At 65.9% G+C, this 26,867-nt stretch carries 24 protein-coding genes; 8 read left to right on the forward strand and 16 right to left on the reverse strand.

Translation table 11 applies throughout. The features are described 5' to 3' along the window. The 3 genes from G6R19_RS17085 to G6R19_RS17095 form a co-directional block, all read right to left on the reverse strand. Positions 1-471 carry a carboxymuconolactone decarboxylase family protein gene (locus G6R19_RS17085; RefSeq protein WP_163167127.1) on the reverse strand — a complete coding sequence of 157 codons (471 nt, stop codon included), beginning with the start codon at positions 469-471 and terminating at the stop codon, positions 1-3. 141 nt (positions 472-612) lie between these two features. Next, on the reverse strand, positions 613-1,287 hold the full coding sequence (locus G6R19_RS17090; protein ID WP_163167129.1) for a TetR/AcrR family transcriptional regulator: 675 nt from the start codon (positions 1,285-1,287) through the stop codon (positions 613-615). A gap of 52 nt (positions 1,288-1,339) precedes the next feature. Then, on the reverse strand, positions 1,340-2,350 hold the full coding sequence (locus G6R19_RS17095) for a restriction endonuclease subunit R (RefSeq protein ID WP_163167131.1): 1,011 nt from the start codon (positions 2,348-2,350) through the stop codon (positions 1,340-1,342). Between the two features lie 67 nt (positions 2,351-2,417). Here G6R19_RS17095 and G6R19_RS17100 point away from each other — a divergent pair, with 67 nt between their 5' ends. Further along, positions 2,418-2,834, forward strand: a complete 417-nt coding sequence (locus G6R19_RS17100) for a DUF6379 domain-containing protein (protein ID WP_163167133.1) — start codon at positions 2,418-2,420, stop codon at positions 2,832-2,834. Positions 2,835-2,863: 29 nt separating this feature from the next. On the opposite strand, the gene G6R19_RS17105 is transcribed toward G6R19_RS17100, so the two are convergent. Beyond that, on the reverse strand, positions 2,864-4,126 hold the full coding sequence (locus G6R19_RS17105; RefSeq protein WP_163167135.1) for an ROK family protein: 1,263 nt from the start codon (positions 4,124-4,126) through the stop codon (positions 2,864-2,866). Between the two features lie 103 nt (positions 4,127-4,229). Between G6R19_RS17105 and G6R19_RS17110 the strand changes: the two genes are divergently transcribed. From G6R19_RS17110 to G6R19_RS17130, 5 genes are all read left to right on the forward strand, one after another. Beyond that, positions 4,230-5,273 carry a Gfo/Idh/MocA family oxidoreductase gene (locus G6R19_RS17110; protein ID WP_240341933.1) on the forward strand — a complete coding sequence of 348 codons (1,044 nt, stop codon included), beginning with the start codon at positions 4,230-4,232 and terminating at the stop codon, positions 5,271-5,273. Continuing rightward, positions 5,270-6,058, forward strand: a complete 789-nt coding sequence (locus tag G6R19_RS17115) for a hypothetical protein (RefSeq protein ID WP_163167137.1) — start codon at positions 5,270-5,272, stop codon at positions 6,056-6,058. Before G6R19_RS17110 ends, G6R19_RS17115 begins: the two co-directional genes overlap by 4 nt. Before the next feature lie 185 nt (positions 6,059-6,243). Beyond that, positions 6,244-7,725 carry an MFS transporter gene (locus tag G6R19_RS17120; RefSeq protein WP_240341934.1) on the forward strand — a complete coding sequence of 494 codons (1,482 nt, stop codon included), beginning with the start codon at positions 6,244-6,246 and terminating at the stop codon, positions 7,723-7,725. Positions 7,726-7,741: 16 nt separating this feature from the next. After that, entirely contained in the window at positions 7,742-9,310 is a 1,569-nt protein-coding gene (locus G6R19_RS17125; RefSeq protein ID WP_163167141.1) for a GMC oxidoreductase, read from the forward strand. Between the two features lie 181 nt (positions 9,311-9,491). Continuing rightward, complete coding sequence (locus tag G6R19_RS17130) at positions 9,492-10,712, forward strand: MFS transporter (RefSeq protein WP_163167143.1); 1,221 nt, start codon at positions 9,492-9,494, stop codon at positions 10,710-10,712. A gap of 14 nt (positions 10,713-10,726) precedes the next feature. On the opposite strand, the gene G6R19_RS17135 is transcribed toward G6R19_RS17130, so the two are convergent. Genes G6R19_RS17135 through G6R19_RS17150 form a run of 4 tightly spaced genes read right to left on the reverse strand, consistent with a single transcriptional unit; the run spans position 10,727 to position 16,842 of the window. Then, on the reverse strand, positions 10,727-12,496 hold the full coding sequence (locus tag G6R19_RS17135) for a glycoside hydrolase family 3 N-terminal domain-containing protein (protein WP_163167145.1): 1,770 nt from the start codon (positions 12,494-12,496) through the stop codon (positions 10,727-10,729). Further along, on the reverse strand, positions 12,493-14,781 hold the full coding sequence (locus G6R19_RS17140; RefSeq protein ID WP_163167147.1) for an alpha-L-rhamnosidase: 2,289 nt from the start codon (positions 14,779-14,781) through the stop codon (positions 12,493-12,495). The genes G6R19_RS17135 and G6R19_RS17140 overlap by 4 nt, the downstream gene beginning before the upstream one ends. A 52-nt stretch (positions 14,782-14,833) precedes the next feature. Continuing rightward, positions 14,834-15,508, reverse strand: a complete 675-nt coding sequence (locus tag G6R19_RS17145; RefSeq protein ID WP_205484526.1) for a TetR/AcrR family transcriptional regulator — start codon at positions 15,506-15,508, stop codon at positions 14,834-14,836. Positions 15,509-15,558: 50 nt separating this feature from the next. Then, positions 15,559-16,842 carry an MFS transporter gene (locus G6R19_RS17150; RefSeq protein ID WP_163167151.1) on the reverse strand — a complete coding sequence of 428 codons (1,284 nt, stop codon included), beginning with the start codon at positions 16,840-16,842 and terminating at the stop codon, positions 15,559-15,561. Positions 16,843-17,114: 272 nt separating this feature from the next. Here G6R19_RS17150 and G6R19_RS17155 point away from each other — a divergent pair, with 272 nt between their 5' ends. Together G6R19_RS17155 and G6R19_RS17160 are read left to right on the forward strand one after the other, a co-directional pair. Further along, on the forward strand, positions 17,115-18,083 hold the full coding sequence (locus G6R19_RS17155; protein ID WP_240341935.1) for a LysR family transcriptional regulator: 969 nt from the start codon (positions 17,115-17,117) through the stop codon (positions 18,081-18,083). Positions 18,084-18,215: 132 nt separating this feature from the next. Beyond that, complete coding sequence (locus G6R19_RS17160; RefSeq protein WP_163167155.1) at positions 18,216-18,791, forward strand: DoxX family membrane protein; 576 nt, start codon at positions 18,216-18,218, stop codon at positions 18,789-18,791. A 163-nt stretch (positions 18,792-18,954) separates the two neighbouring features. Here the strand turns inward: G6R19_RS17160 and G6R19_RS17165 are convergent, their stop codons facing one another. From G6R19_RS17165 to G6R19_RS17200, 8 genes are all read right to left on the reverse strand, one after another. Continuing rightward, a complete protein-coding gene (locus G6R19_RS17165; protein ID WP_163167157.1) occupies positions 18,955-19,731 on the reverse strand; it encodes an SDR family NAD(P)-dependent oxidoreductase in 777 nt (258 codons plus the stop codon). Between the two features lies 1 nt (position 19,732). Continuing rightward, entirely contained in the window at positions 19,733-20,731 is a 999-nt protein-coding gene (locus G6R19_RS17170) for a fumarylacetoacetate hydrolase family protein (RefSeq protein WP_163167159.1), read from the reverse strand. An 11-nt stretch (positions 20,732-20,742) separates the two neighbouring features. Then, positions 20,743-21,816, reverse strand: coding sequence for an amidohydrolase family protein (locus G6R19_RS17175; protein ID WP_163167161.1), 1,074 nt, complete (start codon positions 21,814-21,816; stop codon positions 20,743-20,745). Further along, positions 21,813-22,937 (reverse strand): FAD-dependent oxidoreductase, encoded by a 1,125-nt coding sequence (locus G6R19_RS17180; RefSeq protein ID WP_163167163.1) that lies wholly within the window; start codon positions 22,935-22,937, stop codon positions 21,813-21,815. The genes G6R19_RS17175 and G6R19_RS17180 overlap by 4 nt, the downstream gene beginning before the upstream one ends. Positions 22,938-22,998: 61 nt before the next feature. After that, entirely contained in the window at positions 22,999-24,036 is a 1,038-nt protein-coding gene (locus G6R19_RS17185) for a cyclase family protein (RefSeq protein ID WP_163167165.1), read from the reverse strand. Continuing rightward, positions 24,033-24,992, reverse strand: a complete 960-nt coding sequence (locus G6R19_RS17190) for a fumarylacetoacetate hydrolase family protein (RefSeq protein WP_163167167.1) — start codon at positions 24,990-24,992, stop codon at positions 24,033-24,035. The genes G6R19_RS17185 and G6R19_RS17190 overlap by 4 nt, the downstream gene beginning before the upstream one ends. Before the next feature lie 6 nt (positions 24,993-24,998). Then, positions 24,999-26,018: a VOC family protein gene (locus tag G6R19_RS17195; protein WP_163167169.1), complete on the reverse strand. Its 1,020-nt coding sequence runs from the start codon at positions 26,016-26,018 to the stop codon at positions 24,999-25,001. Between the two features lie 219 nt (positions 26,019-26,237). After that, on the reverse strand, positions 26,238-26,867 hold a 630-nt coding region (locus G6R19_RS17200; protein WP_163167171.1), incomplete at its 5' end, for an IS3 family transposase.

Raw genomic sequence — 26,867 nt, forward strand, 5'->3', positions numbered from 1 at the left:
CTATTCCGGCTTGACTGCGTAGGCGCTGCTGATTGCTATCCGGTTGTAGGTATTGATCGTCATCGTCAGCCACGTCACGGCGGACACCTGTCCCGGAGTCAACTGCTCCGCTGCCGATCGGTACCAGCCCGCATTTGTATGGGAGTCCTGGATCAGCGTGATGTATTCGCAGAGGGCCAGTGCCGCTCGTTCCTGATCGTCGAAGTACAGGCTCTCCCGCCAGGCGGGCAGCACACTCAGCCGCTCAGGGCTCTCACCTTTCGCCAGCGAGTCCTTGGTGTGGATCCGCAGGCAGAATGCACAGCCGTTGATCTGGGAGGCGCGGATCTTTACCAGCTCAATAAGCAGTGGCGAGAGTCCCTCTCCCAGGGCGGCCCGGTCCGCCCTCAAAGCTGCGGAATTGATGGCCTTGTACAGTTCCGGGTGCTGGGCACCCACATCGGTCCTGGGGAGGATTGCTGTAGCCGTCATTGTGTGTTGGGCTCCTTGGCTCGATAGGGAGTGCGCTTCTGCGCTGGTTCCACCATCTCTTCCCTGCTGCGTTGGGAACCACTGAATGGGGCGAATTGCCACCAGACGTTCCACCTCTGGTGGCGCGGGAGCAGCGGCTGCCTACGTCCTTGCCCTGCCGCCGTCCAGGTATTCGGGTGTTGCCATTCCGGCAACGGCGAAGCTGGACAGGTTCCGCAAGAAGGCTCCGTCGATGTCCTGGCCTGTCGCAATCAGCCGGTGATGGATTGCCCCGTAGAGGGCATCGATAACCATGCCGGCGTCGATGTCGCCCCGCACTTGCCCCCGGTGCTGGGCCCGCTGAATGATCGTAAGGAATCCTTGCCGACGCTCCCGAAGCATTGTCTGCCGAAGATGGACGGCGAACTCTGCATCCCTGATGGCCTCAGCCAGCAGGTTGGCGACTGTGGACGCCGCTCCGCCCACCTTCAGGCAATACGCCAGCGCCACGAGGTAAGCATGCAGGTCCCTCACCACATCGCCGGTGTCATGAACGTCGGTGAGCAAGTTCGTTTTATAGGTGAACGCTTCCAGCACCAGCAGCTGACGCGATGGCCAATAGCGGTACAGCGTTGATTTGCTCACCCCCGACGCCCTGGCTACCGCGTCAATGGTGACGGCCTCATAGGTGAGCCGGTCGATCAGGTTGCTTGCTGCCCGCAGGACTTTCTCCCGCACTTCCGCCTCGCGGGAGGCCGGTAACGGGTGGGCAGGATCGGCGCTACGGCGCTGCGAAGCCCGAAACCCGGGAGGCTGATGGCCCGAAACTGCGCTCATGGGAGAATCCTAGGGCACCGCCCTCGAAGCCTTCGGATGCGGGACCCTTTCGTCAGCAGGCCACTTTACTCACGCGGCCTCCGACCAGGGCTGCCTCGGCCAGCGCCAGGTGCCGCCGGGTCATTTCGGTGGGGTCGTCCTGCAGCCACTCGTGGCCGCCCCATTCGCTGGTCAGCGTGCCGCTGAAGCCGTTACGGCGCAGGAGGCTGCCCAGGTCCCGCAGCGGCTGCGAAACCCGGCCGCCGTCGTCGTCCAGGTCCCAGAACTTCAGGTGGAAGGCGCCCACCAGGGGCAGGACGCCCTGCAGGTCCGCCGCATCACTGCGGCCGAAACGGATCAGCAGGTTCATAAAGAGGGTGTGGATCCCCGGCGACACGCTTCCGGAGCGGAGCAGGGCGGTGACGGCGTCGTGGGTGGCCGGATCCCGCCAGTCATTCTCCAGGCGCGCCAGGAAGTCCTCAGGCAAGCCGCCCCGGCGCAGTTCTTCGAGGTAGGTGAGGGGAAGGGCGGGCATCAGCATGCTGATGTCCACGAGCACCCTCACGTGGTCATCTCCGAGGGCGTCAATCGCATCGAGGGCAGGCTCGACGGCGGCGCTGCCCGGGGCCTGCTGCCCCTGGATTTCCTCGTACAGCACCAGGTCGAGCTCATGCAGCAGCGGCTGGACCAGCGTGAGGAGTTCTGTCCCCGCCTGCCCGATCGGGAGCCGGACTCCGCTGGCTCCAACGCGGTGCGCGGCATGCAGTTGGGGGACCAGGAAATCCAGGCGCTCCAGCAGGGAGCGGCGGTCCGTGGGTGACGTGAAGTCGTCCAGACTGGCCCCCACAATGCTGACCGCTCCGCCCTTTGCCGCCAGGGCATCGCGCAGTCCGTCCACCTCGTCGTTCTGCGGGACGGGGAAGGACCGCCACACCAGCCCGGGCTCGAGCTCTACTGTTTTCACCACCGAGTCCGTAATGCCGGCGACGATGTCGTGGGCCGTCCGGCGGGCGGCGATGATGTCCGGAGTCCAGTTGAAGGAGCTGGCGCAAAGCGTCCAGCTGCTGGGAATTTCGGGAGCCATAGGCGTCTTCCCCTTTATGCTTGTTAATGACAAACTTATGTCAGTTTCAGGATAAAGGATGAAGGCCATGTTGGAAACCGCTGTGCGCGAAGATGCGCTGACCGCCACCCAGGGAGGCTTTGAGCTCCGGATTGGCTTGCCATGGATCCGTTCGATGCCACTGTCCAGCGTTGCCGGCCTGTCCGTCGAGGTGGACGGCGTTCCGCTTGCGGCAGGGGAGCTGGCGGTGGTGCTCGGATCCCGCACCGTGCCGCCTGATGCGCTGCAGGCAGGGCCCGGCTGGTGGTTCGTCCAGGACAGGCTTGTCCTGGCGGGCAGGCGTGAACTCCCGCATGGGCCGCACGCCGTTGCCGTCGACTTCCGCCTGATGGTGCCCTACCTGCAGGCGCGTCCGGGCTCTCCGCTGGTCCTGCCATTTCGCCTGGAGGCCCGCTTGGAGCTTGACCGGGTACTGGTCCCCAGCGTGTCCCGCGACGTGGCCTGAGAAGCTCCGGGCCCCGCCGCGGCGGAATCCTAGGCGGAAAGGGCCGCCCGTTCCGGCGACGGCCGTCCGTCCGCGAACCAGCGCGGGAAGGTGATATCGAACAGTTGCTCGCGGGCCAGTTCGGCTCCTCCGCGCAGCGGTTCGCGCTCATCGTTAACGGAGAGGGTGATGGTGAGGTCGCGGGTGGCCAGCGGCAGGGATAGTTCGTAGACGCGTTGGCGTACTTCGGCAAGGAACACTTCGCCGGCCGATCCCATGGCACCGCCAATGACAATAACTCCGGGGTTGAACATGTTCACAAGGGCGGAAATGGTCTCGCCCGCCACGCGCGCAGACTTTTGGACGAGGGTGATGGCCAGGGAGTCCCCCGCCTGGGCTGCAAGGGTAATCTCTTCGAGCGAAAGCCCTCCCTTCTTTGCCAGCGAGGCCAGGGACGTGTTGACGCCTTCCTTGATGGCCTCTTCCGCGTCCCGGATCAGCGCCCAGCCGCCGGCAACGGCTTCCAGGCAGCCGGTCTTGCCGCAGCGGCATTGGGCGTCGGAGTCGGACACCCGGACATGGCCGATGTCGCCTGCCGCACCGTTGGCGCCGCGGTGGATCCGGCCCTTGGACAGCAGGCCGGCTCCGATGCCCGAGCCGATCTTGCAGTAAATGAGGTCTGCCAGCGAGTCGCGCCGGCGGGCGCGTTCGCCAAGGGCAAGCAGGTTGGAGTCGTTATCCACCCACACGGGCGCCTTGAACCGTTCCTCGAAGGGCGTCCGGACGTCGAAGCCGTTCCATCCGGGCATGATCGGAGGTGCCACGGGCTGTCCCGAGGCGAAGTCCACTGGTCCGGGAAGGCCCACCACTACTCCCCAGACCGGCACGTCGGGATGCTGCCCGAGTACTTTCTCCACGAGGGTCATGACCGCATCGATGGTTTTCTCCGGACCCTGCGCGATATCCCAGGTGCGGTGCGTGTGTTCCAGGATGTCGCCGTCGAGCGCTGCTACGCCGACCCTGATATGAGCCGCTCCAAGGGCGCAGATGACGATGTGTCCCTGCTCCGCGCGAAAGCGGAGGGTCCGGGGTGCGCGGCCGCCGGACGAGGCCCCGAACTCGCCCTCGCCGAGGAAACCCATGGAGATGGCCTGATCCACGCGCTGACTGACGACACCCCTGCCGAGCCCGGTAACCTTGCCGATTTCGGGCCGCGTGGTGGCCTCGCCCGTTCGCACCAGGTTGACGATCCGCAGGAGGCTCGTCACTTCATCCGTCTGTGCCCCAAAGCGGAGGGTGGAGTCTGTGCTCATGTCAACAATTCTCACATAGATCAGCCCACTAAGGTGCGGATAAGCGCGACTATAGCCAGAAGCGTCCTTACTTAGGAATAATAGAGACAAAAGTGAGGAGGCGATGATGCCTTGGAGTGTGGGGATACTCGGAGCGGGGCCGGGCGTTGCGGCGCTGCATTTGCCGGTGCTGGGACGCGTGGGGGACCTGTACAAGGTGGTCCATATTGCCGACGCCGGTAGTGGCCGTGCGCGGGTGCTTGCGGAAAGGCTTGGCGCACGCTGGTCGGAGGGGGAGGCGGACCTCCTCGCCGATCCGGGAGTGGATGTGGTGGCCGTCTGCAGCCCGCCCGGTGAACATGCCCGGCAGATCCTCGGCGCGGTAGCGGCCGGAAAGCGCGCAATCTTCTGCGAGAAACCGCTGGCCACCAGCAGGGAGGAAGCCGATGACGTCATTTCTGCATGCCGGGCCGCAGGCACGCTCCTGTTGGTGGGAACGAACCACCTGTTTGATGCTGCGTGGGGGCGCGCGAAGCACCATCTTGTCGCCCTCGAGGGCCGCGTGCAGGCCGTCTCCGTGACGCTGGCGCTGCCGCCGAATGACAGGTACCACCGACTGGTGGCCGAGGGCCGTTCCCTGGATCCTGCCCGGCGGGGGCGCCCCGACCTTGGCAACGCCGCGGTAGCGGCAGGCATCCTGCGGCAGTTGCTGACCGGGCTCGCGATCCATGATCTTCCTGCCGTGCGGGACATCGCGCCCGGCGTCGATGAAATTGCCTACGCAAGAATCATTGCGCCAATTGGCTACCTCGTGGGGTACCGGACCGGCGGAGTCCTGGTCCAACTGGCGCTCACCATGCTGCCCGAGGGGCCGGATGCCCTCTGGCGGATGAGCATCGCCACCACCCATGACCGCATCGAGGTGAACTTTCCGCCCGCCTTTGTCCATGCCGGAAGCGCCGCCATCCGCGTGCGAAGCGTGGACGGGCACTGGACGGAGTATCCGCGGGACGAGGAAGACGGCTATGTGGCGGAGTGGCGCCTGCTGGCCTCGCTCCTGCAGGGTGATGCCCCCGTGGAGTACGACGAACTGCTGGCTGACTCGCATTTTGCCATCGGGCTCGCCGATGCTGCGGCAGCCAAAGTCCTGGAAGGGGTGCCGCTATGAGCCGGAACGGCGCATTCTGCGTCTTCACCGCGTTGCCCGCCTACACTGCCGCTGTTGCTGAGCTTCCCGTCAGTGCTGCACTCACAGAGGACAGCCGTGGTGCCGTGGTGGTGGTGCCCGGAGCCGGGAATTGGTGGCAGGGCATGCTGGCCGCCCGGGCCGGGGGAGCTTCGGCGGTGGTGCTGGCGGATCCTGCTGTCCTGTCGCGGGGAGCCGTTGAGTCGGAGCGGTGGCCCGGGGACATCCCGGTGATCGTTGAGCGGCCCCGGCTGCGTCCCGATGTTGTGGCCGATGCGGTCCGGGCAAGGCGAGGCAGTGCGATCCGCCTGGTCACCGTCGAATGTGCCGGTCCGGCCGCCGGCCTTGACGGCGCCATCCTCGACGGCTTCGGCTGGGCGCGGTCCCTGGCCGGGGCGTCCCTGACGCTGCGCGCGGGCATTGCCGCGCCGCAGGGCAGGATTGCATTGCTGGATTCGGAGGGTCCCGGTTCCGCCCCCGCCACCCTTTCGGCAACCGCCGTCGGTGGCCTCCGCGCCGGAGGCCTGCTCCAGGTGCTGGCCCTGGGGGAGGTTCGGACGGAAGTGACCGTCGACCAGCCCGCCTGCCTGACCCGGGTGGAGACCGTCACCGAAGAAGGGACCTTACGGGCTCCGGACCGCTATGAGTCCTCGGCGCGCCTGGCCCTTCGCCGGGCGATAGACGCCTGCTTGTCGGGTGAACCGGCAGCTGACCTGGATGAGCTACTCCAGGACCTGGTCCTGACCCGGGCCCTGCGCGATGCGTAGGAGGTCCTCGCCAAGATGTTTGATTCGCACACTCTTATGTTGTTTTCTGACTAAAGTGCAGTATCATGGATAACGGCGCCGGGGTTCCTTCCGGACCCGTTCTCCGGTGTGATGGTGCGCCGGAGGCACACCACGTCGCGTCGACGGCCCGATCGTTCGGGTAGATCACTATGCCACTTTCGCCTTTGAGACTCCGTCTCCTTGTTGTCTCCCTGCTCTCGGTCTCCTTCCTCGGAGCCCTGGACCATACAGTGGTGTCCACTTCCCTGGCCACCATCTCCGGTGACCTGGGCGCCCTGACGCTCATGAGCTGGGTTGTGGTGGGCTACACCCTCGCCAGCACCGTGCTGCTGCCGGTACTCGGCAAGCTCGGTGACGTGCTGGGCGCCCGCCGGATCTTCATCGGTTCGCTGGTGATGTTCCTCGCCGCTTCCCTGGCCTGCGGTTTCGCGACCGATATGGCGTGGCTGATTGCCGCCCGCGTCCTGCAGGGCATGAGCTCCGCGGGCCTGCAGCTGATGTCCCAGACGATCATTGCCCGCGTCACCAGCCAGCGGGAACGGCCCCGCTACATGGCCATCATCGGCGCGGCCTTCCCCATGGCCATCCTGGTGGGGCCCGTGCTCGGCGGCGCCATCACTGACTACTGGGGCTGGCAGTGGGTTTTCTGGATCAATATCCCCGTTGGTGCGGCGGCCCTGGCCCTTGCGCTGATTGCTGTGCCGCACCTGGAGCCAGGCCCTGCGCCCCGCCACTTTGACGTTGCCGGGGCGGCAGTTTTCACTACCTCATTGGTGGCCCTCGTACTCGCAGTCACCTCGGCAGCAGAGCGCAATGCAGGCGCCGCCACAGCTGCTGCGCTCGCGGTCAGCGTCCTGGGCTTCGTGGCGTTCTTCTTTATCGAGCGGCGTGCACCCGAACCCATCGTGCCGCTCCACTTCTTCGCCAACCGGACCATCGCTGCCGGCACGGCACTCTCGGCGATCATCGGCGTCGGCCTCTTCTCCATCACCGCCTACCTGCCCACGTACTTCCAGATGGCCTACCAGACCACGGCCACCGTGTCCGGCCTCGTTCCGATCGCCACGGTGTTCGGCATGCTGGTCAGCAACCTGCTGACCGGATGGCTGGCCAGCCGGACAGGGCAGTACCGGGTTTTCCCGATCGTGGGAACCATGATGGGGGCCGCCGGGCTTTCGGTGATGGCCATGCTGCCTGCGGGCCTTCCGCTGTGGGTTCCCATGATGGTGATGGCCGTCGTGGGGATGGGCACCGGCGCGTTTATGAGCCTGATCGTGGCCGTAGTGCAGGGCGCCGCCCCAGCCAGCCAGACCGGCACCATCACGGCCACCATCAACCTCGTGCGGCAGGTGGGGTCCACAGTGGCGACGGCGGTCATCGGCGGAGTGATTGGCTTCGGCGTCGCCGCCCTCCTGCCGGCAGGCCTTGATGCTTCCACACTGACGCCGCAGCTGGTGCACGCCGCCGCACCTGCCATCCAGGCCAGCGTGGCCCAGATCTACAGCTCAGTCTTCACACCGATCTTCATTGCCCTGGCGGCCACCTACGCGGTGGGGATTGTGGCGGCGGTCCTGCTTCCGCACGGCCGCCTCTCCGACGACCCCGTTCCCGCTTCCACCACCACTTCCGAATCCCTCTCGGCCTGATTTCAAAGGAGACATCATGTCCAACCCCACCATTGCCATCGTCGGCAGCGGACCCATCGGCTCCACCTACGCCCGGGTGCTCCTGGAGCAGGTCCCGAACGCCCGGGTGGTGATGTTCGAAGCCGGGCCGCAGCTCACGGACGTCCCCGGCGGGAGCGTCCGCAACATCCCAGATCCTGCCGAAAAGGCTCGTGCCCGGGAAATGTCCCAGGGCCCGCAGGCCGGCGCCTACCGGGAATCGCTTGGCATTCCGGCAGGCACTGTCACCGAAGGCATGTTCACGGCCCGGCAGGGCACCCACCTCCTGGACTTCGGCGGTGCGGGCTCCGCCCACGCCCCCTCCTTCCCGGCCGCGGCTGCGGCCACCAACGTGGGAGGCCAGGGCGCCCACTGGACCTGCGCGACGCCGTCGCCCGCCTTCAGCGAGAAGATCCCTTTTATCGCCGACGACGAGTGGGATGGCCTGATTGCGGACGCCAAGCAGCTGCTGCACGTCCACAGTGCCGCATTTGCGGACTCCAAGGTGGGCGAAGCCATCCGGTCCCTCCTCGATGAAGAGTTCGGTGCGGAACTGCCGGAAGGTTATGGGGTGGGCACCCTTCCCGTAGCCGGGGATCCGCAGCCTGACGGGTCCGTGCGCTGGGCGGGTGCCGACGTCGTCCTTGGCCCGCTCGTGGACAAGGACAGCCCGCTTTCGAAGCAGTTCGAACTCCGCGACCTCACCCTGGTGCGCCGGGTGGAACTGGACGGACGGCGGGTCACCGGGGTCACCATCCAGGATCTCCGGACGGGGGAAACGTCCTTTGTGGCAGCCGACATCGTGGTGGTGGCCGCCGATGCCTTCCGCTCCCCGCAGCTTTTGTGGGCCTCCGGCGTCCGGCCGCAGGCCCTGGGCCACTACCTGACCGAGCATCCCGTGGTCATCTCCACGGTGGCCCTGGATGCCGAGAAGATGGGGCGGTTCGCCACCGAGGAGGACCTCAAGGGTGAGCTGGCCCGGCGCGCGCTGAATTCCGCCGATCCGGTGGCGGCGGTGAACCGGATCCCGTTCTCGGAGCCGGAGCACCCCTTCTCGGTCCAGGTGATGTATACCGAGACCACGCCGTTTCCCATGGAGCCGGGCACCCCGTACGCGGAGAACCGCTGGGGCTACGTCAACATGGGCTACGGCCTGCGCAAGCACCCGCGCTACGAGGACGCCGTCACCTTCGACGACAACGAGCCGGACTACCGCGGTTTCCCGAACATGACCATCGACTATGCGCTCACGGAGCGGGAGGAAACGGAGATCGCCCAGGCCACGGAACGGCTGCGCCGTGCCGGCAAGGCCCTTGGCGTCTTTGTTGCCGAGCCCAGGCTGATGCCCAACGGCTCCAGCCTGCACTACCAGGGCACCATGCGGATGGGTGCCAACGATGACGGGACCTCGGTGGCGGATCCGTGGTCCCGGGTGTGGGGCTACGAGAACCTGGTGGTGGGCGGCAACGCGCTGATTCCGACGGCGACGGCGATGAACCCCACCCTCATGAGCGTTGCCATTGCGGTGCGCGGGGCCCGGAAGGTTGCGGAGGAACTGGGGTCCTGACACGCTTCCGGTTCGGTTGTCGCCCTGGAGTCCCTGGCGTCCTGCCATCCGTCCCGTGGATACCAGCTATCCCAAATCCATGATTCCCGGATAGTCCAAGGGTTGTCACAGTGAGGGAAGTCACTCTCCAGCGCCTGAACGCGCTGAAACCCTCCGTGACCATCAGAGGCTAAGGAATTCAATGGAGAATATTCAGCTCACGGATACCGGGACCAGGAATGCGGCACCCGGCCCCTCGGGGACTCGAAAGGCCGGACGGCTGCAGGCAACCCTCTTGGTTGCCGGCAGCTGCATGCCGGTGCTGGGCGCCGTCCTTTTGGCACCCATCCTGCCCACCCTGAACCAGGCGTTCCCGGGCACACCGGGCGTCGCCATCCTGGTGCCGCTCACCCTCACGCTGCCGGCGCTGTTCGTGGCACTCTTCTCACCGCTCGCGGGCTACGTCGCCGACAGGGTGGGCCGCAAGCAATTGCTGATCTTCGCCATGCTGGCCTACGCTGCGTTCGGGACGGCGCCGCTGTGGCTAAACACCCTCGAGTCCATCGCGCTGTCCAGGGTGGGCGTCGGAATTGCGGAAGCCGCCATCATGACGTGCTGCACCACCCTCATCACCGACTACTACGCCGGCGAACAGCGGAACAAATACCTGGGCCTGCAGACCATGGTCAGCGCGCTCGCCGCCACCGCGTTCTTCGCCCTCGGCGGCGCCCTGGGCAGCATCAGCTGGCGGACGCCGTTCTGGCTCTACGCGGTCAGCGCGGTGCTCGTTATCCCCATGGTTTTCAAGCTGTGGGAGCCGGCAAAGAGCCAGCCCACGACGGCGGAAAGGACGCCGGTGCCATGGCGGCAGATCGGTGCCCCGGCCGCAGTGACGCTGTTCGGCGGGATCGTTTTTTATGCGCTCATCGTCCACCTGCCCTACGTCATTACCGGACTGGGCGTGGGCGATGCGGCCCTCATTGGACTCGCTGCGGCCATCGCGTCCCTGGCAACCGCGGCAGGCGCCATCTCCTTCCGTTTCCTGGCCAAGCTGGGCACGCGGAACCTGCTGGCGCTCGCCTTCGGGCTGGCCGCCGTCGGACTTTCCCTGGTCTCCGTCGCGGGGAGCGTGCCGCTGGCAATTGCTGGCGCCGTCGTCGCCAGTGCCGGGACCGGTGTGCTGCTGCCCACCCTGCTGACGTGGGCCGTGAACGGACTTGAATTCCAGCAGCGCGGGCGGGGCACCGGCATCTGGACCGGCACTTTGTTCATCGGCCAGTTCCTGACGCCCATCGTCCTCGGTGCGGCCGCGGCGGGGCTCGGCAGCCTCGGGTTTGCCTTGGGCGCTTTGGGCATCGCGTGCGCTGTGGCCCTCCTCGCTGTCCTGGTGCGGGGACCCCGGATGGTGCCGGTCAGCCACTAGAAGCGGATGTCCACTTAAATTGCCGCTTGGGTCAGGCTTCCCAGCCCGTGGCCGTAGGCATACAGCGGGTCCCGGGTACCGCCCGGGACATCGCTGTGCGCCCCGAGGACCGCTTCGGTTGAGCGCGGCAATTCGAACGGCAGCCGGCCTTCCGGCGTTTCGGTTCCCGCCAGGACCCTGGTGAGGGCTTCGTCGGACACCCCAAAGGTGGCCAGCACGGCGGAGCAGTGCGGTTCCAGCGGCGTGAGGATGGCCGGGCGGTCCAGGTTCACGACGAGCACAACAGGAACCTGGGCTGCCAACTCCGCGAGATGCTCTACGACGGCGTCATCGAATTCGAGGCTTCCGGCGTGGAACATGGCCTCGAGGAACAGATCGTTCCGCGGCTCAAAAGGAGCATCGAGGCGGACGACGGCAAGGTCTGCCTCGGCCGGGGTCGCGACAACGGAGGCGCGGTGCTGGATGCTGTCGGCGGGCATGCCCTCCACGTACACGCGTGTGGAGGGCTGGAGGGGAAGGATGCCTTCGGAGGTTTTGAGGACCACAACGGACCGGCTTTGGGCCTTGAGGCCTTCCTCCCGGAACTGCGCGTTACCCACCAGCGCCGCTGCGGCGTCCTCGTCCACATAGCGGTTCTCGAAGAGGCCAAGTTCGAACTTCACCCGCAGCAGGCGCCGCACGGACTGATCGATGCGCTGGCTGCTAATGCGTCCGGTCCTAACGAGCTCCACGAGGATTTCGGGACAGGATTCGCCGCCGAACTGGTCGCAGCCTGCTTCGATGATCTTGATCATGCGCTCTTCGACGCAGAGGTGCTCCACGCCCCAGGCCCTGGCCGGCAGGTCCAGGCCGAAGAGGCTGACGTCATGGAGGAGGCCCCAGTCGGTGCACACCACACCGTCGTAGCCCAGTTCCCCGCGCAGCAACCCCGTAATGATCTGGCGGTTGAACCCGAAGCCCACTTCCTCGATGGCTTTGCCGTTGCGGCTGAGCCCGACCGGCATGCCGTAGTACGGCATGATCGCGCTGGTCCCGGCCTCAATGGCGTCCCGGAAGGGCAGCAGGTGGTCCTCGAACCTGCCGCCGGGGTATACCTGCTCCCGGCCGTACGGGAAGTGCGGATCTTCACCGTCTTTTTGGGGCCCGCCGCCGGGGAAATGCTTGGTCATGCACGCGACACTCTGGCTGCCGACTGTACTGCCCTGGAACCCTTCGAGGTAGGCCGCGGCCAGCTTTCCTGTCAGCTCCGGGTCCTGCCCGAAGCCGCTGTACTGCCGGGCCCAGCGGGGTTCCGTGGCCAGGTCCACTGTGGGGTGCAGTGCTGCGCGGAGGCCAACGGCGAGGTACTCCTGCCGGGCAATGTCAGCGAACCGCCGCACCGTTTCAGGGTCGCCAAGCGCGGCCATGCCGATGGGCTCAGGCCAGGCGGAGAAGAAGCCGGCGGCAAATGAAGCACCCTGGTTTTCGGCGAAGGCATGCCGGGGGTCGGTGGACACCGTGATGGGGATCCCGAGCCGGGTCCGGGACGCGAGTTCCTGCATCCGGTTGTGCCAGCGTGCTGCGCGGCGGGCATCAGCGAGCTGGTGCACATTGAAGTGGGTCATCTGGCCTTCAGCGATCAGGCGCCGCGTTTCCGGGTCCACGTCCGCCCCGCCAAAGGAGATGGCGTGGAACATCTGTCCAGCCTTCTCTTCCAGGGTCATGCGTGCCAGCAGGTCGTTGACGCGTTCCGCGATTGGCCGCGATGCGTCCAGGTACGCGGGTTCGAGGGCCGTGTGCGTCATTTCGAGTCTCCTGCCAGGGTCAGGCCTGTTGTGGTGAACGTGTGGGTGCCCGCCTCGACCGTTCGCCGGGGTGTGGACGGCAGGTCGACGTCGGCGGTCACGCCATCCGGTACCGTGACAGTGAGGATCAGCTCCCCCTCCGGAGCCAGGTGCCATTCGCTTGCCACGGTGCCGCGGGGAGTGGCGAGGGAGGTTTTGGCCCACTGGATTCCCGGGCCGGGCCGGGGTGCGAAGAGGACCTTGGCGTAGCCGGGTTCGAGGGGGCGGATGCCGCCGACGGCTTTGTGGAGCCAGTCGGCCACGGCGCCCAGGGCGTAGTGGTTGAAGCTCGTCATTTCGCCTGGGTTGATCGTTCCGTCGGGCAGCATTGAGTCCCAGCGTTCCCAAACGGTGGTTGCTCCCATCGTTACCGGGTAGAGCCAGGACGGGCACTGTTCTTCGAGGAGCAGCCGGTAGGCGTCCTCGATGTGGCCTGACTCCGAGAGCGCCCAGGCGATGAAGGGTGTGCCGGCAAATCCGGTGGACACCCGGTAGCCGTTCTTGGCTACAAGCTCGGCCAGGCGGTTCCCGGCAAAAGCCCGCTTCTCCTCGCTGTTGAGGACGTCGAAGGCAAGTGCCAGGGCGTACACGGTGGTGCAGTCGCTCAGGATGGTCCCGGCCGGGCCGATGTAGTGCCTGTTAAACGCGGAACGGACGCGTTCGGCGAGGTCCTCGAAATGGCGGGCATCGCCGTCGTGCCCCATAAGTGAGGCGGTCTGGGCTGTGATGCGTGCAGTCCGGTAGAGGCAGGCCGTGGCCACCACGCCGTTGTCAGCCTTTGAGTTCCACGGCTGGTCGGGGTCGGCGTCGGGGTCCAGCCAGTCACCGAACTGGAAGCCCTGGTCCCACAACCCGGTTTCCGAGAGCAGGCCCTCGACGCGCCGGGTGTGTTGTGCCATGGATTCGTATTGCCGTGCCAGTACGTCCTTGTCGCCGTAGGCTTTCCAGAGCGCCCAGGGGACCCAGACCGCGGCCTCGCTCCACAGCGCGGTGGATTCCGGGGCGGGAAATTCCTTCGGGTGCTCCTCGTATTTGAGGATGTCCGGCACGGTGAAGGGCACCAGTCCATTGGCGGCTTTCTGCTCGGCCGCCAGGTCCCGAAGCCAGTCCTGCAGGAAGTCCTTGACGTCATACAGGTACGCGGCCGTGGGTGTGAAGACGGAGATGTCCCCGGTCCAGCCGAGCCGTTCGTTGCGCTGCGGGCAGTCAGTGGGCAGGTCCAGGAAGTTGCCTTTCAGGCCCCAGACGATGTTCCGGTGCAGCTGGTTGACCGGCTCGCTGGAGCACTCGAAGTGTCCGGTGCGTTCCAGGGCTGAATGGACGACGACGGCCTCGAGGGCGTCCGCCGTCAAGTCACCGGGCCAGCCGGTCACCTCTGCGTAGCGGAAGCCGTGGAAGGTGAAGGTGGGTTCAAAGAAGTCCTGTCCGCCGGAGAGGACCAGGGTGTCGGTGGCCTGTGCTGTGCGCAGTGGCCGGACGGCAAGTTCACCGTCCTCGAGGACTTCTGCATGGCGAAGGGTTATGACATCCCCGGGCTGTCCCTGCACGGTGAAGCGGAGCCAGCCGACCAGGTTCTGGCCAAAATCCACGATGGTCTTGCCGCTGGGCGACGTCAGGATACTGACGGGTTTGACCACGTCGTTCCGGACAACGGGTGGGCCGATCGGCGCCACCAGCCGTGACGCGTCGAATTCGAGAGCATGGACTCCCGCCCAGGACCCGGCGTCGTAGCCGGGGCGTGCCCATTGGATACCTGCACGGCGGGCGTCGATGGTTTGCCCGTTGTAAATGTCATTCGCGGTTGTTGCCGAAGGACCGGATTCCCACGACGAATCAGTGCTGACGGTCTGGACGAAGCCGTCCGCGAACTCGATGTCCAGCTGTCCGAAGAAGCCAAGCTCTTTGCCGTAAAACGCTGAATTACCGTTCCAGGACAGGTTGCCCCGGTACCAGCCGTTCCCTAAAGCGGCGCCGAGGGTGTTGACGGGCTGCAGCAGTCCTGTCACCTCATAGGTGCGGTAACGCAGCCGCCATTCGTATGAGCTCCAGCCCGGGCTCAGTACGTCATCCCCTACCCGCTGGCCGTTGAGGAAGGCTTCAAAGACGCCGAAGGAGGTTGCCCGGAGGGTGGCCCTCACCGGGGTTCCGTGGCCGCCCGCGAGGGCGAACTCCTTGCGGAGGAGCGGGGCGCCGTCGAAGTCCTTATTCGGCGCAATCATTGCCGCGGACCAGGGTAGTGCTGTCATGTGCTTCTTTCCGTACGTAGGCAGTGGGGTTTCGCCCGGCAGTCGGCCCGGCTCAGCCGGCAAGTCCGCGGCCGTCAGTTGTTATGGACTTTGCGAGTCTGTCGAGGTAGGCGTAAACAGTGTCGTGCAGTGAAGTGGACGCTTTGGCCAGGGCCCACTGGATGGTGAAGCCGTCCACGACGGCGAGAATCTCGCTGGCCACCTGACGGACGTCAGTTCCTGGGATGAGCGCCCCGGCAGCGACCATGTTGTCGAGGATTCCCGATGAGAGGTCGATGATGTTGGCGTAGCGTCGCTGGAAGTATTCGTGCGCGGGATGCTCTTCGTTCGAGGATTCGGCTGCCAGGACCGTGAACATTTGGGTGAGCCCGGGCTGGCTCTCGTTGAAGGCTGTCTGTGCAGCCATCTGCCGAAAGTACCGGATGGGGTCGTTCAGGAAGTCTTCTACGTAGAAGGCCTCGACCGCCCGCTGGTCGCGCAGTTCGAGGACGGCCGAGAGGAGTTCCTCCTTGCTGCCGAAGTGGTGGATCAGTCCGGCTTTCGTCAGCCCGACGTCGGCGGCAATCTTGGGAACGGAGGAGTTGAAGTAGCCCCATTGGGAGAAGTGCTCGATGGCGGCCTCAAGAATTGCCCCGCGCCGTGCATCCGCTGCTTTGTAGGGGCCCGTCCGGCGGACGCGTTTGGAACGCTCGGCGGGAGCTTTGCTTGCCTCTGTTTGCATCGTCATAATTTAGCCTTCCCGGTGTTGGCTTCGTTGGGGTGGCAATGATCTGCCGGCTATCCCGCGACGTTCTGGGGCGCGGTTGCGGCGGTGACCATGGCGCCGTCGTCCTTCAAAAATGTGCGCATGCGGAAGATCCAGAAAATGCCGATGAGGTATGCCGCGCCGGAGGTAATGATGAGGAACAGGAACAGCAGCGCCGGGCCGGCCGCGATGATCAGGGGAGTGACCAGCGCTGCGCCGGCGGCGACGAGCCGGGCGAAGGCGATGGTGATGCCCTGCGCGGTGCTTCGGTGGCTGGTGGGGAAAAGTTCCTGTGACCAGATCTTGTACATGGGTTCACCGGCAACAGCGCCGCCGAGCGCCCCGAATACTCCCATGACCACCAAGGTGACGGCGGTGACGCCGAATACGAGCGGGACCGCCAATCCCACCAGGGCAAGGACGGCTGCGAGGACAAAGGTGCGGTGGCGCCGTGAACCGTCCACAATACGCATCATGACAAAGAGCCCGGCCACGCTGAGGAGCAGGATGCCAAGTCCGAGCATGGAGGCGGTTGCCACATCCACTCCGGCTACGTTCACGAAAAGATAAGTCGAGAACTGTCCGTTGGTGTTTGCGGCGATGTTGACCAGGGCGTAGAAAAGGCCCGTGGCGGCCAGCGGGGCAAAGAGTTTCGGGGAAAAGAGGGCCCGCAGCGAACGCAGGTCGACGCGCTCGTCATCAGCGGGACTGTTCTGCGATTCCTTCCAAAGGCGGGACTCCGGGATGCCCCAGCGCAGCGCAACGGCAATCAGTGCGACAGCAGCCAAGTGGCCGTAGATGATCTGGGCGCCCAGTATTCCGGCGTTGCCGAAGAAGATGCTAATGATGATGACGCCCAGGATGCCTGCCATCCAGAGGACGTGGGTGAAGGTCACCATCTTTCCGCGCTTATCCTCAGGAGCTGATTCGGCGATCATCGCCATGGATACCGGCAGGTCTGCACCGGCTGCGAGTCCGAGCACCGCCAGGCCGATGTAAAGCAGTGCAACGCTTGGCGCGAGCATAAGGGCCAAAGCGGCCACAACAAAGACGCTCAACGTCACCAGGAAGACCCGGCGCCGGCCAAACCTGTCGCCGAGGCGGCCGCCCACCAGCGCTCCAGCGGCGATCATGATCGTCAGCAGGGCCGAGAGTTGGCCGACCTGCGCTGGCGTCAGGCCGAGCGAACCCTGAAGGATCACCAGGGCGGTTCCGGTTCCCGCGATGGCTCCCGCATCCACGTAGGAGGCAAGGCCCGAGGCAAACGCGACACGCCACCCGTGCCGGTTGATGGCCTTTTGGTCAAGGGTACTCATGGGGACTCTCCTTTGAATCACATTTACGTAGTGGGGGGAGCAGGAGAATTTGAATCGTTTCGATCCTGCTGACTTGAGCCTAGCAACTTAAAAACCATCCCACAAGGAGGTTTTTGAAAAACGTGAAAACACTGTCGCAAGTAGCCGCCCATCCGTCAGCGATGATTCAGAAGCCAGCAATAAAGTCAGTTCCGAAGGCCGCAGCGTCCGCAACGTATGTGCCGGAGCCAGGACCGCATGCTCCGAGCCTCCGCGCCATTAGTGGCTACGCTATGAGCGTGAAGAACCTGGACCTGAACCTGCTGCCCCACCTGCAGGTCCTGCTTGAACTGCGGAACATCTCCCGGGCAGCGGAGCGGCTGCAGCTCAGCCAGCCCGCCACCAGTGCTGCGATGGCCCGGCTCCGGCGCCATTTCGACGACGAACTCCTGGTGCGGAACGGCCGTACCTATGACCTCACGCCCTTTGCGCAGTCCCTGGTCCCATTGGTTGATGAAGCCATGCTTCACATCCAGCGGGCCACGCGCGTGCGGTCCGGTTTCGACCCCGCCTCCAGTGAGCGGGAGTTCGTCATCGCCGCCTCGGATTATGCGGCGGCGCTGATCGTGGGGCCGCTGCGCGGCATCCTGCGCCAGGAGGCCCCGGGCGTGTCCGTGGACTTCGTGCCCACCGCCGGTTCCGGGATCCAGGGCCAGATGGCCGACTATTCGAAGATCGACCTGCTCGTGGGGCCCACCGGGTACCAGATGCAGGGTGCCAGCAAGCAGGTGTTCCGGGACAGCTTCGTGGCTATTGCCGACGCCGGGAACCCACTGCTCCAGCAGCCCCGGCTGACGTTGGAGGACCTGGCCTCGGTTCCCCACGCCGTCGGCTATTTCGGCGAGGGAATCAGTACTCCGGCGGACAAGCTGTTCGAGTCGCGGGGCATCCAGCGCCGTGTGGCTGCCGTGGTGGCCGGGTTCCTGTCCCTGCCGCTTCTGGTTGAGGGCACGGACCTCGTCGCAATGGTCCCGCGGATGCTGGCCGCACGGGCCCAGCGGGGCGCGGACATCGTTGTGCTGGAGTTCTCGGAAGGCACCGAAGCTTCCCTGGTGGAGGCCATGTATTGGCACCCGTCCCAGTCGGAAGACCCGGCCAGCGTGTGGCTGCGGTCCGTGGTCCAGCGCTCCTGCGCCCGGCTCCACGAGCTCTTCCCCGTCACTGCGCACCCGGTAACTATCAAAGCGGGAAGTGCCACCTAGATCACGCCTCGTGCCAGTTGCCGGAAGCGGTGTCCTGGGTGATATTTCCCCCGTGACCGGGACGATCCGCAGCCGTAGACTCGTGCCCACAGCGAGCCGGGCAGCGACTCAAACCACACACGGAGGACTGTTATGCGCAATGTAACCACCAGCCCCGAGGCGGCCGCCGCCGCACAGACCCTGTTCCGGGTGGGCCTGGGAGGCGTGCTCATCGCCCACGGATCCCAAAAACTTTTCGGCTGGTTCGGTGGGGGAGGTGTCGAAGGCACCAGCAAGGGCATGCACGCCATGGGATTCCGTCCCGCAAAACCCAGCGCCGTCCTCGCGGGCGTAGGTGAAGCAGGAGCAGGGTTAGCCTTGGCCCTGGGTTTGGCTACCCCTGCCGCCGGCGCCGCTGCTGCAACCACCATGGGTGTGGCAGCCAGCGTCCACGCCCCGAACGGCTTCTTTGCCCAAGAGGGTGGCCTCGAGTACCCGGCCGTGTTGGGCCTGGCAGCCGCCGCGTTCACGATCGGGGGCTCCGGCCTCTACTCCCTGGATGCGCTCACCGGCCATGTCCTGGACCGGCCTTGGATGCGGATCACCGCTTTGGCCGCGATCCCCACCGCCATCGCAATCCAGGTTTCCCGTCGGCGCAAAGCCCTCGCCGCAGACGCCGCAGCACCGGCCACAGACACTCCTGCGGTCATCGCGACGGAAGAGGGCTGAACCCGCCCGCTGTGACTATCCGCGCGGCGGATACCACCTAGACCCAAAGGGCCGTTCCCCGGATTAAAAGGGGCGCCGGCCCCCCAACTAAGTAGCGCTATGTGTCGTTTTGGGCCCTCAAAGCGACACTTAGCGCTACCTAGTTGGGATTCGGGGGGGGTGGCTAGCGCAGGGCGTCGGAGACCGACTTGGCGCCGCCGTGGCCTGACTGGCCGCCGTCCACCGGGATCTCCGCGCCCGTCACGAACGAAGAGAGCGGGCTGAGGAGGAAAAGCACGACGCCGGCCACCTCCTCAACGGTTCCGGTGCGGCCCAGCGGGGTTTCGGCAAGCGTGGCCTGTCGGAACTCCGGTTTGGCACCCGCCGTCATGGGGGTCTCAATAAAGCCGGGGTGCACGGTATTGACCCGGATCCCGCGAGGCCCGAGTTCCATCGCGGCCACCTGGGACAAGCCGCGCAGGGCCCATTTGCTCGCGGTGTACGACACCGGATAGTGGGCCGTCAGCCCCGCCACAGAGCCCACATTGACGATCGATGCGCCGCTGCGCATCAGCGGAGACAGTGCCTGGATCCCCAACAGGCTGCCGGCAACATTCACTTCATAAACCTTCTGCAAGTCGACCACCGAGGCGTCCAGGAGCCTGCTGCGCTGTGTGATCCCGGCATTGTTGACCAGCCCGTCCACCTGCCAGCCCTGTGACCGGATCCAGGAAGCGAGGCCGGACCAACCGGCCTCGTCACTAACGTCCAGCTGCCGGTACACCAGGGCGCCGGCCGAAGCCGAAGGCTTCGTGCCCAGCCCGGCGGGCATTTTCGCCGCCAGGTCCGCTGCGATCACCCGCGCCCCGGCCTCCGCCAGCAGCCGTGCTTCCGCGGCACCCTGCCCCTGGCCGGCGCCGGTGACCACCACGGTCCGGCCGTCCAGGTGAAGGGAAACCACCCTAGACGCCCGAAGGAGCCGCAGTGGCAACCCGGTTGCGGGGCCGGACCCGGGCGGCCACACGGGTCAGGGCTTCGCGCCGCGCGCCCACCGTGTTCTCAATAGTGCCGATTCCTTCCACCGTCATCCTCACCACGTCGCCGGTTGCCAGAGGCGGGGGAGTCTTCGCACCGTTCCGGCCCCAGAGGTCGGCCAGGCAGCCGCTGCCGCAGGTGCCGGAGCCCAGCACGTCGCCGGGCCGCACCACCGAGTCCTGCGACGCGTAGGCCACCAGCTCGGCGAATGGCCAGCCCATGTTGGACAGCAGGTCCTGCCCCATGGCCTCACCGTTAACCTCCACCGCCATGGAGATCGGCAGGAACCCCTCGGCGTCATGCCGGTCCTCGAACTCGTCCGCCGTCACGATCCACGGGCCCAGTGTGTTGGCGAAGTCCTTGCCTTTGCAGGGTCCCAGGCTGACTTTCATCTCACGGCGCTGCAGGTCCCGTGCAGACCAGTCGTTGAGGATTGTGTAGCCGAAGATGTGCCGGTGCGCCTCCTCCGCGGTCAAGTTCCTGCCGTCGCTGCCGGGGACGCGGCCGACGACGGCGGCCACCTCCGTCTCGAAGTCCAGGTCCTCGCAGCCTGCCGGAATACCAATCACCTCGCCCGTGCCGGTCACCGTGTGCGGGTTGGTGAAGTAGAACGTGGGCGCCTCGTACCACTCGGGCACCACGCCGGCCACGCCGTCGATGCTCTTCCGCACGCCTTCAACGTGTTCCTCGAACGCCACGAAGTCCCGGATGGTGGCGGGCTCCAGCGGGGCGAGCAGTTGCACGTCCGCGAGCGGAACGGCAGAGGCGGAACTTACGGTTTCCCGGGCCACGCGCAGGGTTTCGTCCAGTCCGGCGTCCAGCAGCGTCTGGACGCCCTGGCCAGCGGGCAGCGCGTAGCAGTGTCCGCCGTCCACGAAGCCGGACTGCGTCCCGCCGTCGTGGTTCCAGCGTGCGATCTTGACCATGGAAGTGTTCCTTAAGCAGTGGGTCGGGAGGTCAGGGCGGCCGCTGCCGTGATGCCCAGGGTGCGTGCGTTGCCGCCCAAAACCTGTGCCTCGCCGTCGGACGACAGGCCGGCAGCCTGGACCTCGTCCACGGGAAGGTCGGAGCCCATGTCGAACGGGTAGTCAGAGCCCAGCAGCACCTGCTCCGGACCGGCTGCGGCCACGAGTGCCCGCAGTTCAGCGGGGCTATGGACGAGCGAGTCGAAGTACAGCTTCTTCAGGTAGGACGACGGCGGCTCGGCGCAGCCATGTGCCTCGGGGCGGACCTTCCAGGCGTGATCTGAGCGGCCCAAGGTGGTGGGAAGGTAGCCGCCGCCATGCGCGGCGAGCACCTTGAGCTCCGGGTGCCGGTCCAGGACCCCGCTGAAGATCAGGTGGGACAGGGCTACGGCGTTCTCGGCGGGCTGGGACACAGTGTTGGCGAGGTAGAAGCGGTCCAGCCGCTCATCCAGTGAGCAGCCGAACGGGTGCAGGAACACCAGGGCGCCCAGCTCCTCGGCCCGGCTCCAGAACGGCTCCAGCCGGGGGTCGGACAGCTCGACGGTGCTGCGCTCCGGATCGTTCGGGGTCGCGGCGAACGATCCGATTTCGACGCCGAGCAGGCCGCAGTCGAGCACCGCGTGCTCCAGCGCCTCCACCATCAAGGCGGGGTGCTGGAGCGGGACCAGGCCCAGCCCGTTGAGCCGCTCCGGGGCGCGGTCCACGAAGCCTCGGACAGCCTGGTTGGCTGCCTTTGCCACCTGCAGGGCAAGTGCTTCGCCCGCAAAGTAGTAGAAGTGCGACGGCGACGGGGAGACCAGCTGCACGTCCACGCCCTGGGCATCCATGTCTGCAAGCCGGCGGTCCAGGTCCGTCAGCTGCGGCCAGCGCTCCTTGATCATCCGGCCCGAAGCGGCCATGGATTCGGGTCCGTTGCGCCGCACCTCCAGGGCCTGCTGGGCGCCGAAGCCCTCGGGGTCCGCCTCGGCCACGAGCTGCTGCAGGGCCGGAAGCAGGATATGGGCGTGGACGTCAACGGTGGGGGATTCCGTGGTGCGGGTGCTCATGCCGGTTCCTTAACGAGGCTGGAGATTGAGTGCATGAGCCCGGGCACGTTGGCATCCCGGACGCCGTCGAGCATCCACTGGCCCAACTGGACGGACGCGTTGACAACTGCCTTTGCCCTGTCCAGGCGGCGGTCGGTGAACTCTTTCCAGAGCGTCTCGGTAACGTCGTCGGCACTGATGAGCAGTTCTGCCAGCACAGCCGCATCCTCCATCGCCATGGCAGCACCCTGTGCAATCGTGGGCGGGCAGCTGTGCGCGGCGTCGCCGATGATGACGCTGCGGCCGCGGTTCCAGGGCCCGTCCACCAGGTGCGTGGTGAACCAGGTGTAGTTGATGCGGGCACTGTGGTCCAGGTTGGCGCGGATCTCGTTCCAGGGGCCGCCGTAGGCCGCGGCGAGTTCAGCCATGATGCGGGGGCCGTCCTCGTGCTTGCGCTCCTGTGCCTTCTCCACCAGGTAGGCGTAGATGGTGTCAGGGCCGGTGGGGCAGTAGCCGGCGATGAAGCAGGGGCCGCCGTAGGTGAGGTCCGTGCGGACCACTTCTTCGGGGCGCTCCACGAAGGCACGCCAGATTCCCATGCCCGTGGACTGGGGTTCAACCTCGATGCCGATGGCCTTGCGGACAGCCGAGTGCAGGCCATCCGCGCCGATGAGGAGGTCATAGGTGGCGCTGCCGCCGTCGGCGGTGCTCACGGTGACGGACCCGCGGTCGTCCGTTATTCCTGTGACGGTCTTCCCGTAGCTGATGCGGGCGCCTGCCTGCTCGGCCCGTTCGCGGAGGATGGCCGTGAGGTCCGGGCGGTACATGCCCATGGTGGCGGGGAGGTCATCGCCGCCGGTCCGGATGTCCTCCAGGACGGCGATGACGGTGCCGGCGGGGTCCGGGGCGCGCAGGCCCAGGGTGCTGAACCCGTAGCCCTTCGCCTCGACCTGCTCCCAGACGCCGAGTTGGCGGAGAACCCGCAGGGCGTTGCCCTGGAGGGTGATGCCGGAGCCAAGGGTCTGCGGTGCTTCCGCCTTCTCGAGGATTTCCACCTGGATTCCGGCGTCTGCCAGGAGGATGGCTGCGGTCAGTCCCGCGGCTCCGGCCCCGACGATTCCGACGTTCTGTACTGCTGCCATCGCTGACTCCTTTGTATTGACGGCGTTACTGCTGGTGGTTTTGTTGCTGTTTTAGGAAAAGCTACCGGACGGCGATCGGGTTGACGGGCGATCCCACAGCGCCGGTGATCGGCAGCGGCGCAGCGGTGAGCAGGAAGTCGTACCTGCCGTCCGCCGCGCACGCTTCCGCCAGGCCGTCCGGGTCCCACATTTCGCCCAGGAACAGGCCGAGGTTGGGGATGGCGATCTGGTGCAGGGGCTGGAAGGCGGCGTCGAACTCGTTCGGACGGACTTCGAAGCCCCAGGTGTCGGTGGCGATCCCGGCGATTTCGGAGCGGTGCAGCCATGGCGCCGTTGTGAATGACAGGCCGGGGGCGGAACCTCCGGCGTAGTCACCCCAGCCGTCACGGCGGACCCTGGTGTACTGCCCGGTGCGGATCACCACGATGTCACCCCGGCCCACCTTTGAGCTGGGCCCCTGCAGGTCAATGGTCCGCTGGAGGTGTTCGGGGGTAATGGCGAAACCGTCCGGCAGCTCGCCGTCGTTCCTCCCCAGCTCCGGTCCGAGCGCCCGGCCGACGTCGAGCAGCACGCCGCGGGTGACGATCTTGGCCGCGGCGGTTTCGATGCCGGTCACCAGGTCGCCTTCGGAGGTGACCACGTCGCCGGCGGCCCTGCCATTCCAGGCCTTGCCCTGGTCAAAGATGTGGCCCAGGCCGTCCCACTGCGTGGAGCACTGCAGCGGCATAGCGATCACGTCGTCAGCGCCACCGAAGCCGTGCGGAAAGCCTTGGTTGCCGCGTTCGGCGTCCACTCCGGTATCCGTCATGGTGTGCACAGGGTTGGTGCGGCGCCGCCAGCCCTTCTGCGGGCCGTTGGTGTCGAACGGCTGCGACAGTGAGAATGCCTCGCCGGTCTTCACCAGGGCTGCGGCTTCGACACGCTTGCCGGCGTCGATGAAGTTCAGCGTGCCCAGGACGTCGTCCTGGCCCCAGCGGCCCCAGTTGTTGTGTGCCTCGGCCATGGCGCGGATGCTGCCGAGCGGGTCCTCACGCCGGATCACCGGGGAATCTGTTGATTCCCCGGTGCCGGTGGTGAATGCAGTGTCCTGGGTGGTCACTGGACACCTTCACTTGTGGTTTCGTCCTTGCAGTGGATGAGCTGGGTGCCCAGTCCGGCGATGGTGCCTTCCATCACGTCGCCGTCCTGGAGCAGGCGTCCCCAGTGCTGGCCGTTGCCTGCCGGGCTGCCGGTGAGCACCAGGTCGCCCGGGCGCAGCGGCATGATCTGGGACGCTTCGCTGACGAGCTTGGCGACGCCGAAGATCATGTCCTGCGTGGACTCGTCCTGCATCGCCTTGCCGTTGAGCTTCAAGGTCACCTGGACGTCCTGCGGGTCGCCAAAGAACTTGGCCGGCACCAGGAGCGGTCCGGTGGGCAGGAAGCCGGGGGCGTTCTTGGCCCGGTACCAGTCCGAGCCGATGGCCGGCATGTCCTTGCGGAAGACGTATTCACGCGTGGTGATGTCGTTGACCATCGTGTAGCCAAACACGTAATCCAGGGCTTCCTCCGGGGTGACCCGGAACGCAGTCCGGCCGATGACTGCCGCCAGTTCCAGCTCCCAGTCGTGGGACTTGCTGTACGACGGCAGGGTGAGGTCGTCCGTGGCGGACGCGATCGCCGTCGGGAGCCCGATAAAGAAGTACGGCGTGCCCTGGCCCGCCCGCTTGTCCATCATGGCCGCCGTCTTGGCGCGCACCTCCTCTTCGTCCTCGCCCGGCTCGCGGTGCGCCGCGGCGAGATCGATGACGTGCTTGCGGTAATTCGCACCCGTCTGCAGGACCTGGGCCGGCTCAACCGGGGCGAGGACCTCGACGTCGGCCAGCGCCAGGCCGGTGTCCTCGCCGGCGGAGGCGGCGAGGGCATCCAGCTGGGCTTCGGTGGTGTCCCAGTGCTCGATCAGGGAGTTGATGTCCCCGTCCAGCGGCAGGATCCGGTCATTGATCAGCAGGCCGGCGCGGGCCTTGCTGTCGCCGGCCTCCTGGAAGCGGATGAGGGCATATGCTGCTGCAGGCATATTTTTCTAGCCCCGTCCCTGCTTTGCGTAGGGGTTGAGCAGGGCTTCCTTCATCTCGGCGGAGGCGCCTTCTTCGGTGGCGGTGAAGCCCTCGGCCGGCGGGAAGGATTCGGTCATGGAGTGCGGCATGGCGCCGTTCTTGTAGAAGTTGTTGGAGCCCAGGGACGGCTTCCAGGTGTTGGCGTCCCAGTCCGGAACGTAGTTGCGGTAGCCGCCGGAGTTCAGTTCGACGCGCAGGCCTGACGGGTCGCGGAAGTAGAGGAAGTTCTGTTCGCCCACGCCGTGGATGGAGGGGCCGTATTCCATCGGGGTGCCGTTTTCCATCATGACGTCAGCGGTGCGGAGCAGGTCCTCGGTGGCGTCAACCCAGAAGGCAATGTGGTTGACGCGGCCGGCGCGGCTGGAGGTGTCCAGGACGACGCCCAGGTCGTGGGACTTCTCGTTGGTGGTGAGGACGGAGAAGACGGTGATGGGTGCCTCGTCCAGGTCCACGAAGGCCATAACGCGGAAGCCGAGGGCCTCGTTGTACCACTTGGCGAAGCCGCGGACATCGGAGGATGCCACCGTGACGTGGTCCAGGAAGCGGGGTGCGGCGGCGTGGCTGCTGCGGCGTTCCGGCCGGTCCGGGTAAGTGGATTCGAAGCCGGGCTCGGCCACGAACTTCTCCACTTCATAGAAGAGGCGCATGTGGTGGCCGTAGGGGCCGGTGAACTCGTAAGCCTTGCCGAAGCCGTGGCCGCCGGGCGTCCAGGTTCCCTGCACGCCGGTTGCTTCGATGCGCTCGGCTGCGGCTTCCAGGGCTGCCTGGGAGTTGGTGCGCCACGCCATCCGGCCCAGGGACGCTTCCGGTCCTTCCGTGATGACCAGGCTGTAGCGGTAGTAGTCGCCCCAGCAGCGCAGGTAGACGTTGCCGTCCACGCGGTCGATGATGCGCATGCCGAACTTTTCCTCGTAGAACCGTGCCGAGGCTTCGACGTCCGGGGTGGTGATCTCGAGGTGGGCAAGATGGGAGAGGGGAGTTTCCACGTTGAAGTCCTTCTGGTTACTGGCTGCGGTACTGGTTGTTGCAGGTCTTGTAACTACTGTGAGGCACTTCATATATTCGGGGAAGGCGAGCTTTTTGATATCAACTATCCGCCCCGCTGATACCTGCCGATGCAACGCTCTCTCACTTAATGGGCTTAAATCAGCGACGCTCTCTCACTTTGAACTGGTCCCCGATAGTTGGACTGGCTAAATGGGATTCTAGGCTGCAAGGGTCTGGGCCCGGTATTGCGCCGGGCTCAGGCCCTTGAGCTTTGTGGAGATTCTTTTGTTGTTGTACCAGTGGATGTATTCCTCTATTGCAGGTGCCAGTGCGTCGGTGTTGAGGAAGCGGACGTGGTGGAAAAGTTCTTCCTTCAGGTGGCCGAAGAAGTTCTCCATCACGGCGTTGTCGTAGCAATTGCCCTTGCGGGACATGGATTGGACCGCGCCGGCGTTCTCGATGAGGGTGCGCCAAGAGGCGTGACGGTATTGGAAACCTTGGTCCGAGTGCACCAGCGGCTGCTGACCCGGCTTCAGAGAAGTCAGGGCCTCACGCAGTGAATCGTTGGTGAGCGCGAGGTTCGGGGACAAGCCCAGCGAGTAAGAAATGATCTGCCGGTCAAAGAGGTCCATGACCGGTGAGAGGTAAAGCTTCCGGTCACCGACGTGAAACTCCGTCACATCGGTTACCCACTTCTGGTTCGGTGCATCAGCCTCGAATTCCCGATTCAGCACGTTGGGCGCTACCGCGCCCTGGTCGCCCTGGTAGGAGTTGTAGCGCTTCCTGCGCCGGACCTTGCAGGCCAACCCGAGTGCCTGCATCAGCTGCAACACGGTCTTCTTCGCGAC

The organism is Arthrobacter sp. Alg241-R88 (assembly GCF_900537115.1).
GTDB lineage: Bacteria > Actinomycetota > Actinomycetes > Actinomycetales > Micrococcaceae > Arthrobacter.

What these genes read in the sequence shown, in the direction of transcription:
- G6R19_RS17085 (WP_163167127.1), bottom strand. Translation starts at nt 471, where the DNA reads ATGACGGCTACAGCAATCCTCCCCAGGACCGATGTGGGTGCCCAGCAC.
- G6R19_RS17090 (WP_163167129.1), bottom strand. Translation starts at nt 1,287, where the DNA reads ATGAGCGCAGTTTCGGGCCATCAGCCTCCCGGGTTTCGGGCTTCGCAG.
- G6R19_RS17095 (WP_163167131.1), bottom strand. Translation starts at nt 2,350, where the DNA reads ATGGCTCCCGAAATTCCCAGCAGCTGGACGCTTTGCGCCAGCTCCTTC.
- G6R19_RS17100 (WP_163167133.1), top strand. Translation starts at nt 2,418, where the DNA reads ATGTTGGAAACCGCTGTGCGCGAAGATGCGCTGACCGCCACCCAGGGA.
- G6R19_RS17105 (WP_163167135.1), bottom strand. Translation starts at nt 4,126, where the DNA reads ATGAGCACAGACTCCACCCTCCGCTTTGGGGCACAGACGGATGAAGTG.
- G6R19_RS17110 (WP_240341933.1), top strand. Translation starts at nt 4,230, where the DNA reads ATGATGCCTTGGAGTGTGGGGATACTCGGAGCGGGGCCGGGCGTTGCG.
- G6R19_RS17115 (WP_163167137.1), top strand. Translation starts at nt 5,270, where the DNA reads ATGAGCCGGAACGGCGCATTCTGCGTCTTCACCGCGTTGCCCGCCTAC.
- G6R19_RS17125 (WP_163167141.1), top strand. Translation starts at nt 7,742, where the DNA reads ATGTCCAACCCCACCATTGCCATCGTCGGCAGCGGACCCATCGGCTCC.
- G6R19_RS17130 (WP_163167143.1), top strand. Translation starts at nt 9,492, where the DNA reads ATGGAGAATATTCAGCTCACGGATACCGGGACCAGGAATGCGGCACCC.
- G6R19_RS17135 (WP_163167145.1), bottom strand. Translation starts at nt 12,496, where the DNA reads ATGACGCACACGGCCCTCGAACCCGCGTACCTGGACGCATCGCGGCCA.
- G6R19_RS17140 (WP_163167147.1), bottom strand. Translation starts at nt 14,781, where the DNA reads ATGACAGCACTACCCTGGTCCGCGGCAATGATTGCGCCGAATAAGGAC.
- G6R19_RS17145 (WP_205484526.1), bottom strand. Translation starts at nt 15,508, where the DNA reads ATGACGATGCAAACAGAGGCAAGCAAAGCTCCCGCCGAGCGTTCCAAA.
- G6R19_RS17150 (WP_163167151.1), bottom strand. Translation starts at nt 16,842, where the DNA reads ATGAGTACCCTTGACCAAAAGGCCATCAACCGGCACGGGTGGCGTGTC.
- G6R19_RS17155 (WP_240341935.1), top strand. Translation starts at nt 17,115, where the DNA reads ATGAGCGTGAAGAACCTGGACCTGAACCTGCTGCCCCACCTGCAGGTC.
- G6R19_RS17160 (WP_163167155.1), top strand. Translation starts at nt 18,216, where the DNA reads ATGCGCAATGTAACCACCAGCCCCGAGGCGGCCGCCGCCGCACAGACC.
- G6R19_RS17170 (WP_163167159.1), bottom strand. Translation starts at nt 20,731, where the DNA reads ATGGTCAAGATCGCACGCTGGAACCACGACGGCGGGACGCAGTCCGGC.
- G6R19_RS17175 (WP_163167161.1), bottom strand. Translation starts at nt 21,816, where the DNA reads ATGAGCACCCGCACCACGGAATCCCCCACCGTTGACGTCCACGCCCAT.
- G6R19_RS17180 (WP_163167163.1), bottom strand. Translation starts at nt 22,937, where the DNA reads ATGGCAGCAGTACAGAACGTCGGAATCGTCGGGGCCGGAGCCGCGGGA.
- G6R19_RS17190 (WP_163167167.1), bottom strand. Translation starts at nt 24,992, where the DNA reads ATGCCTGCAGCAGCATATGCCCTCATCCGCTTCCAGGAGGCCGGCGAC.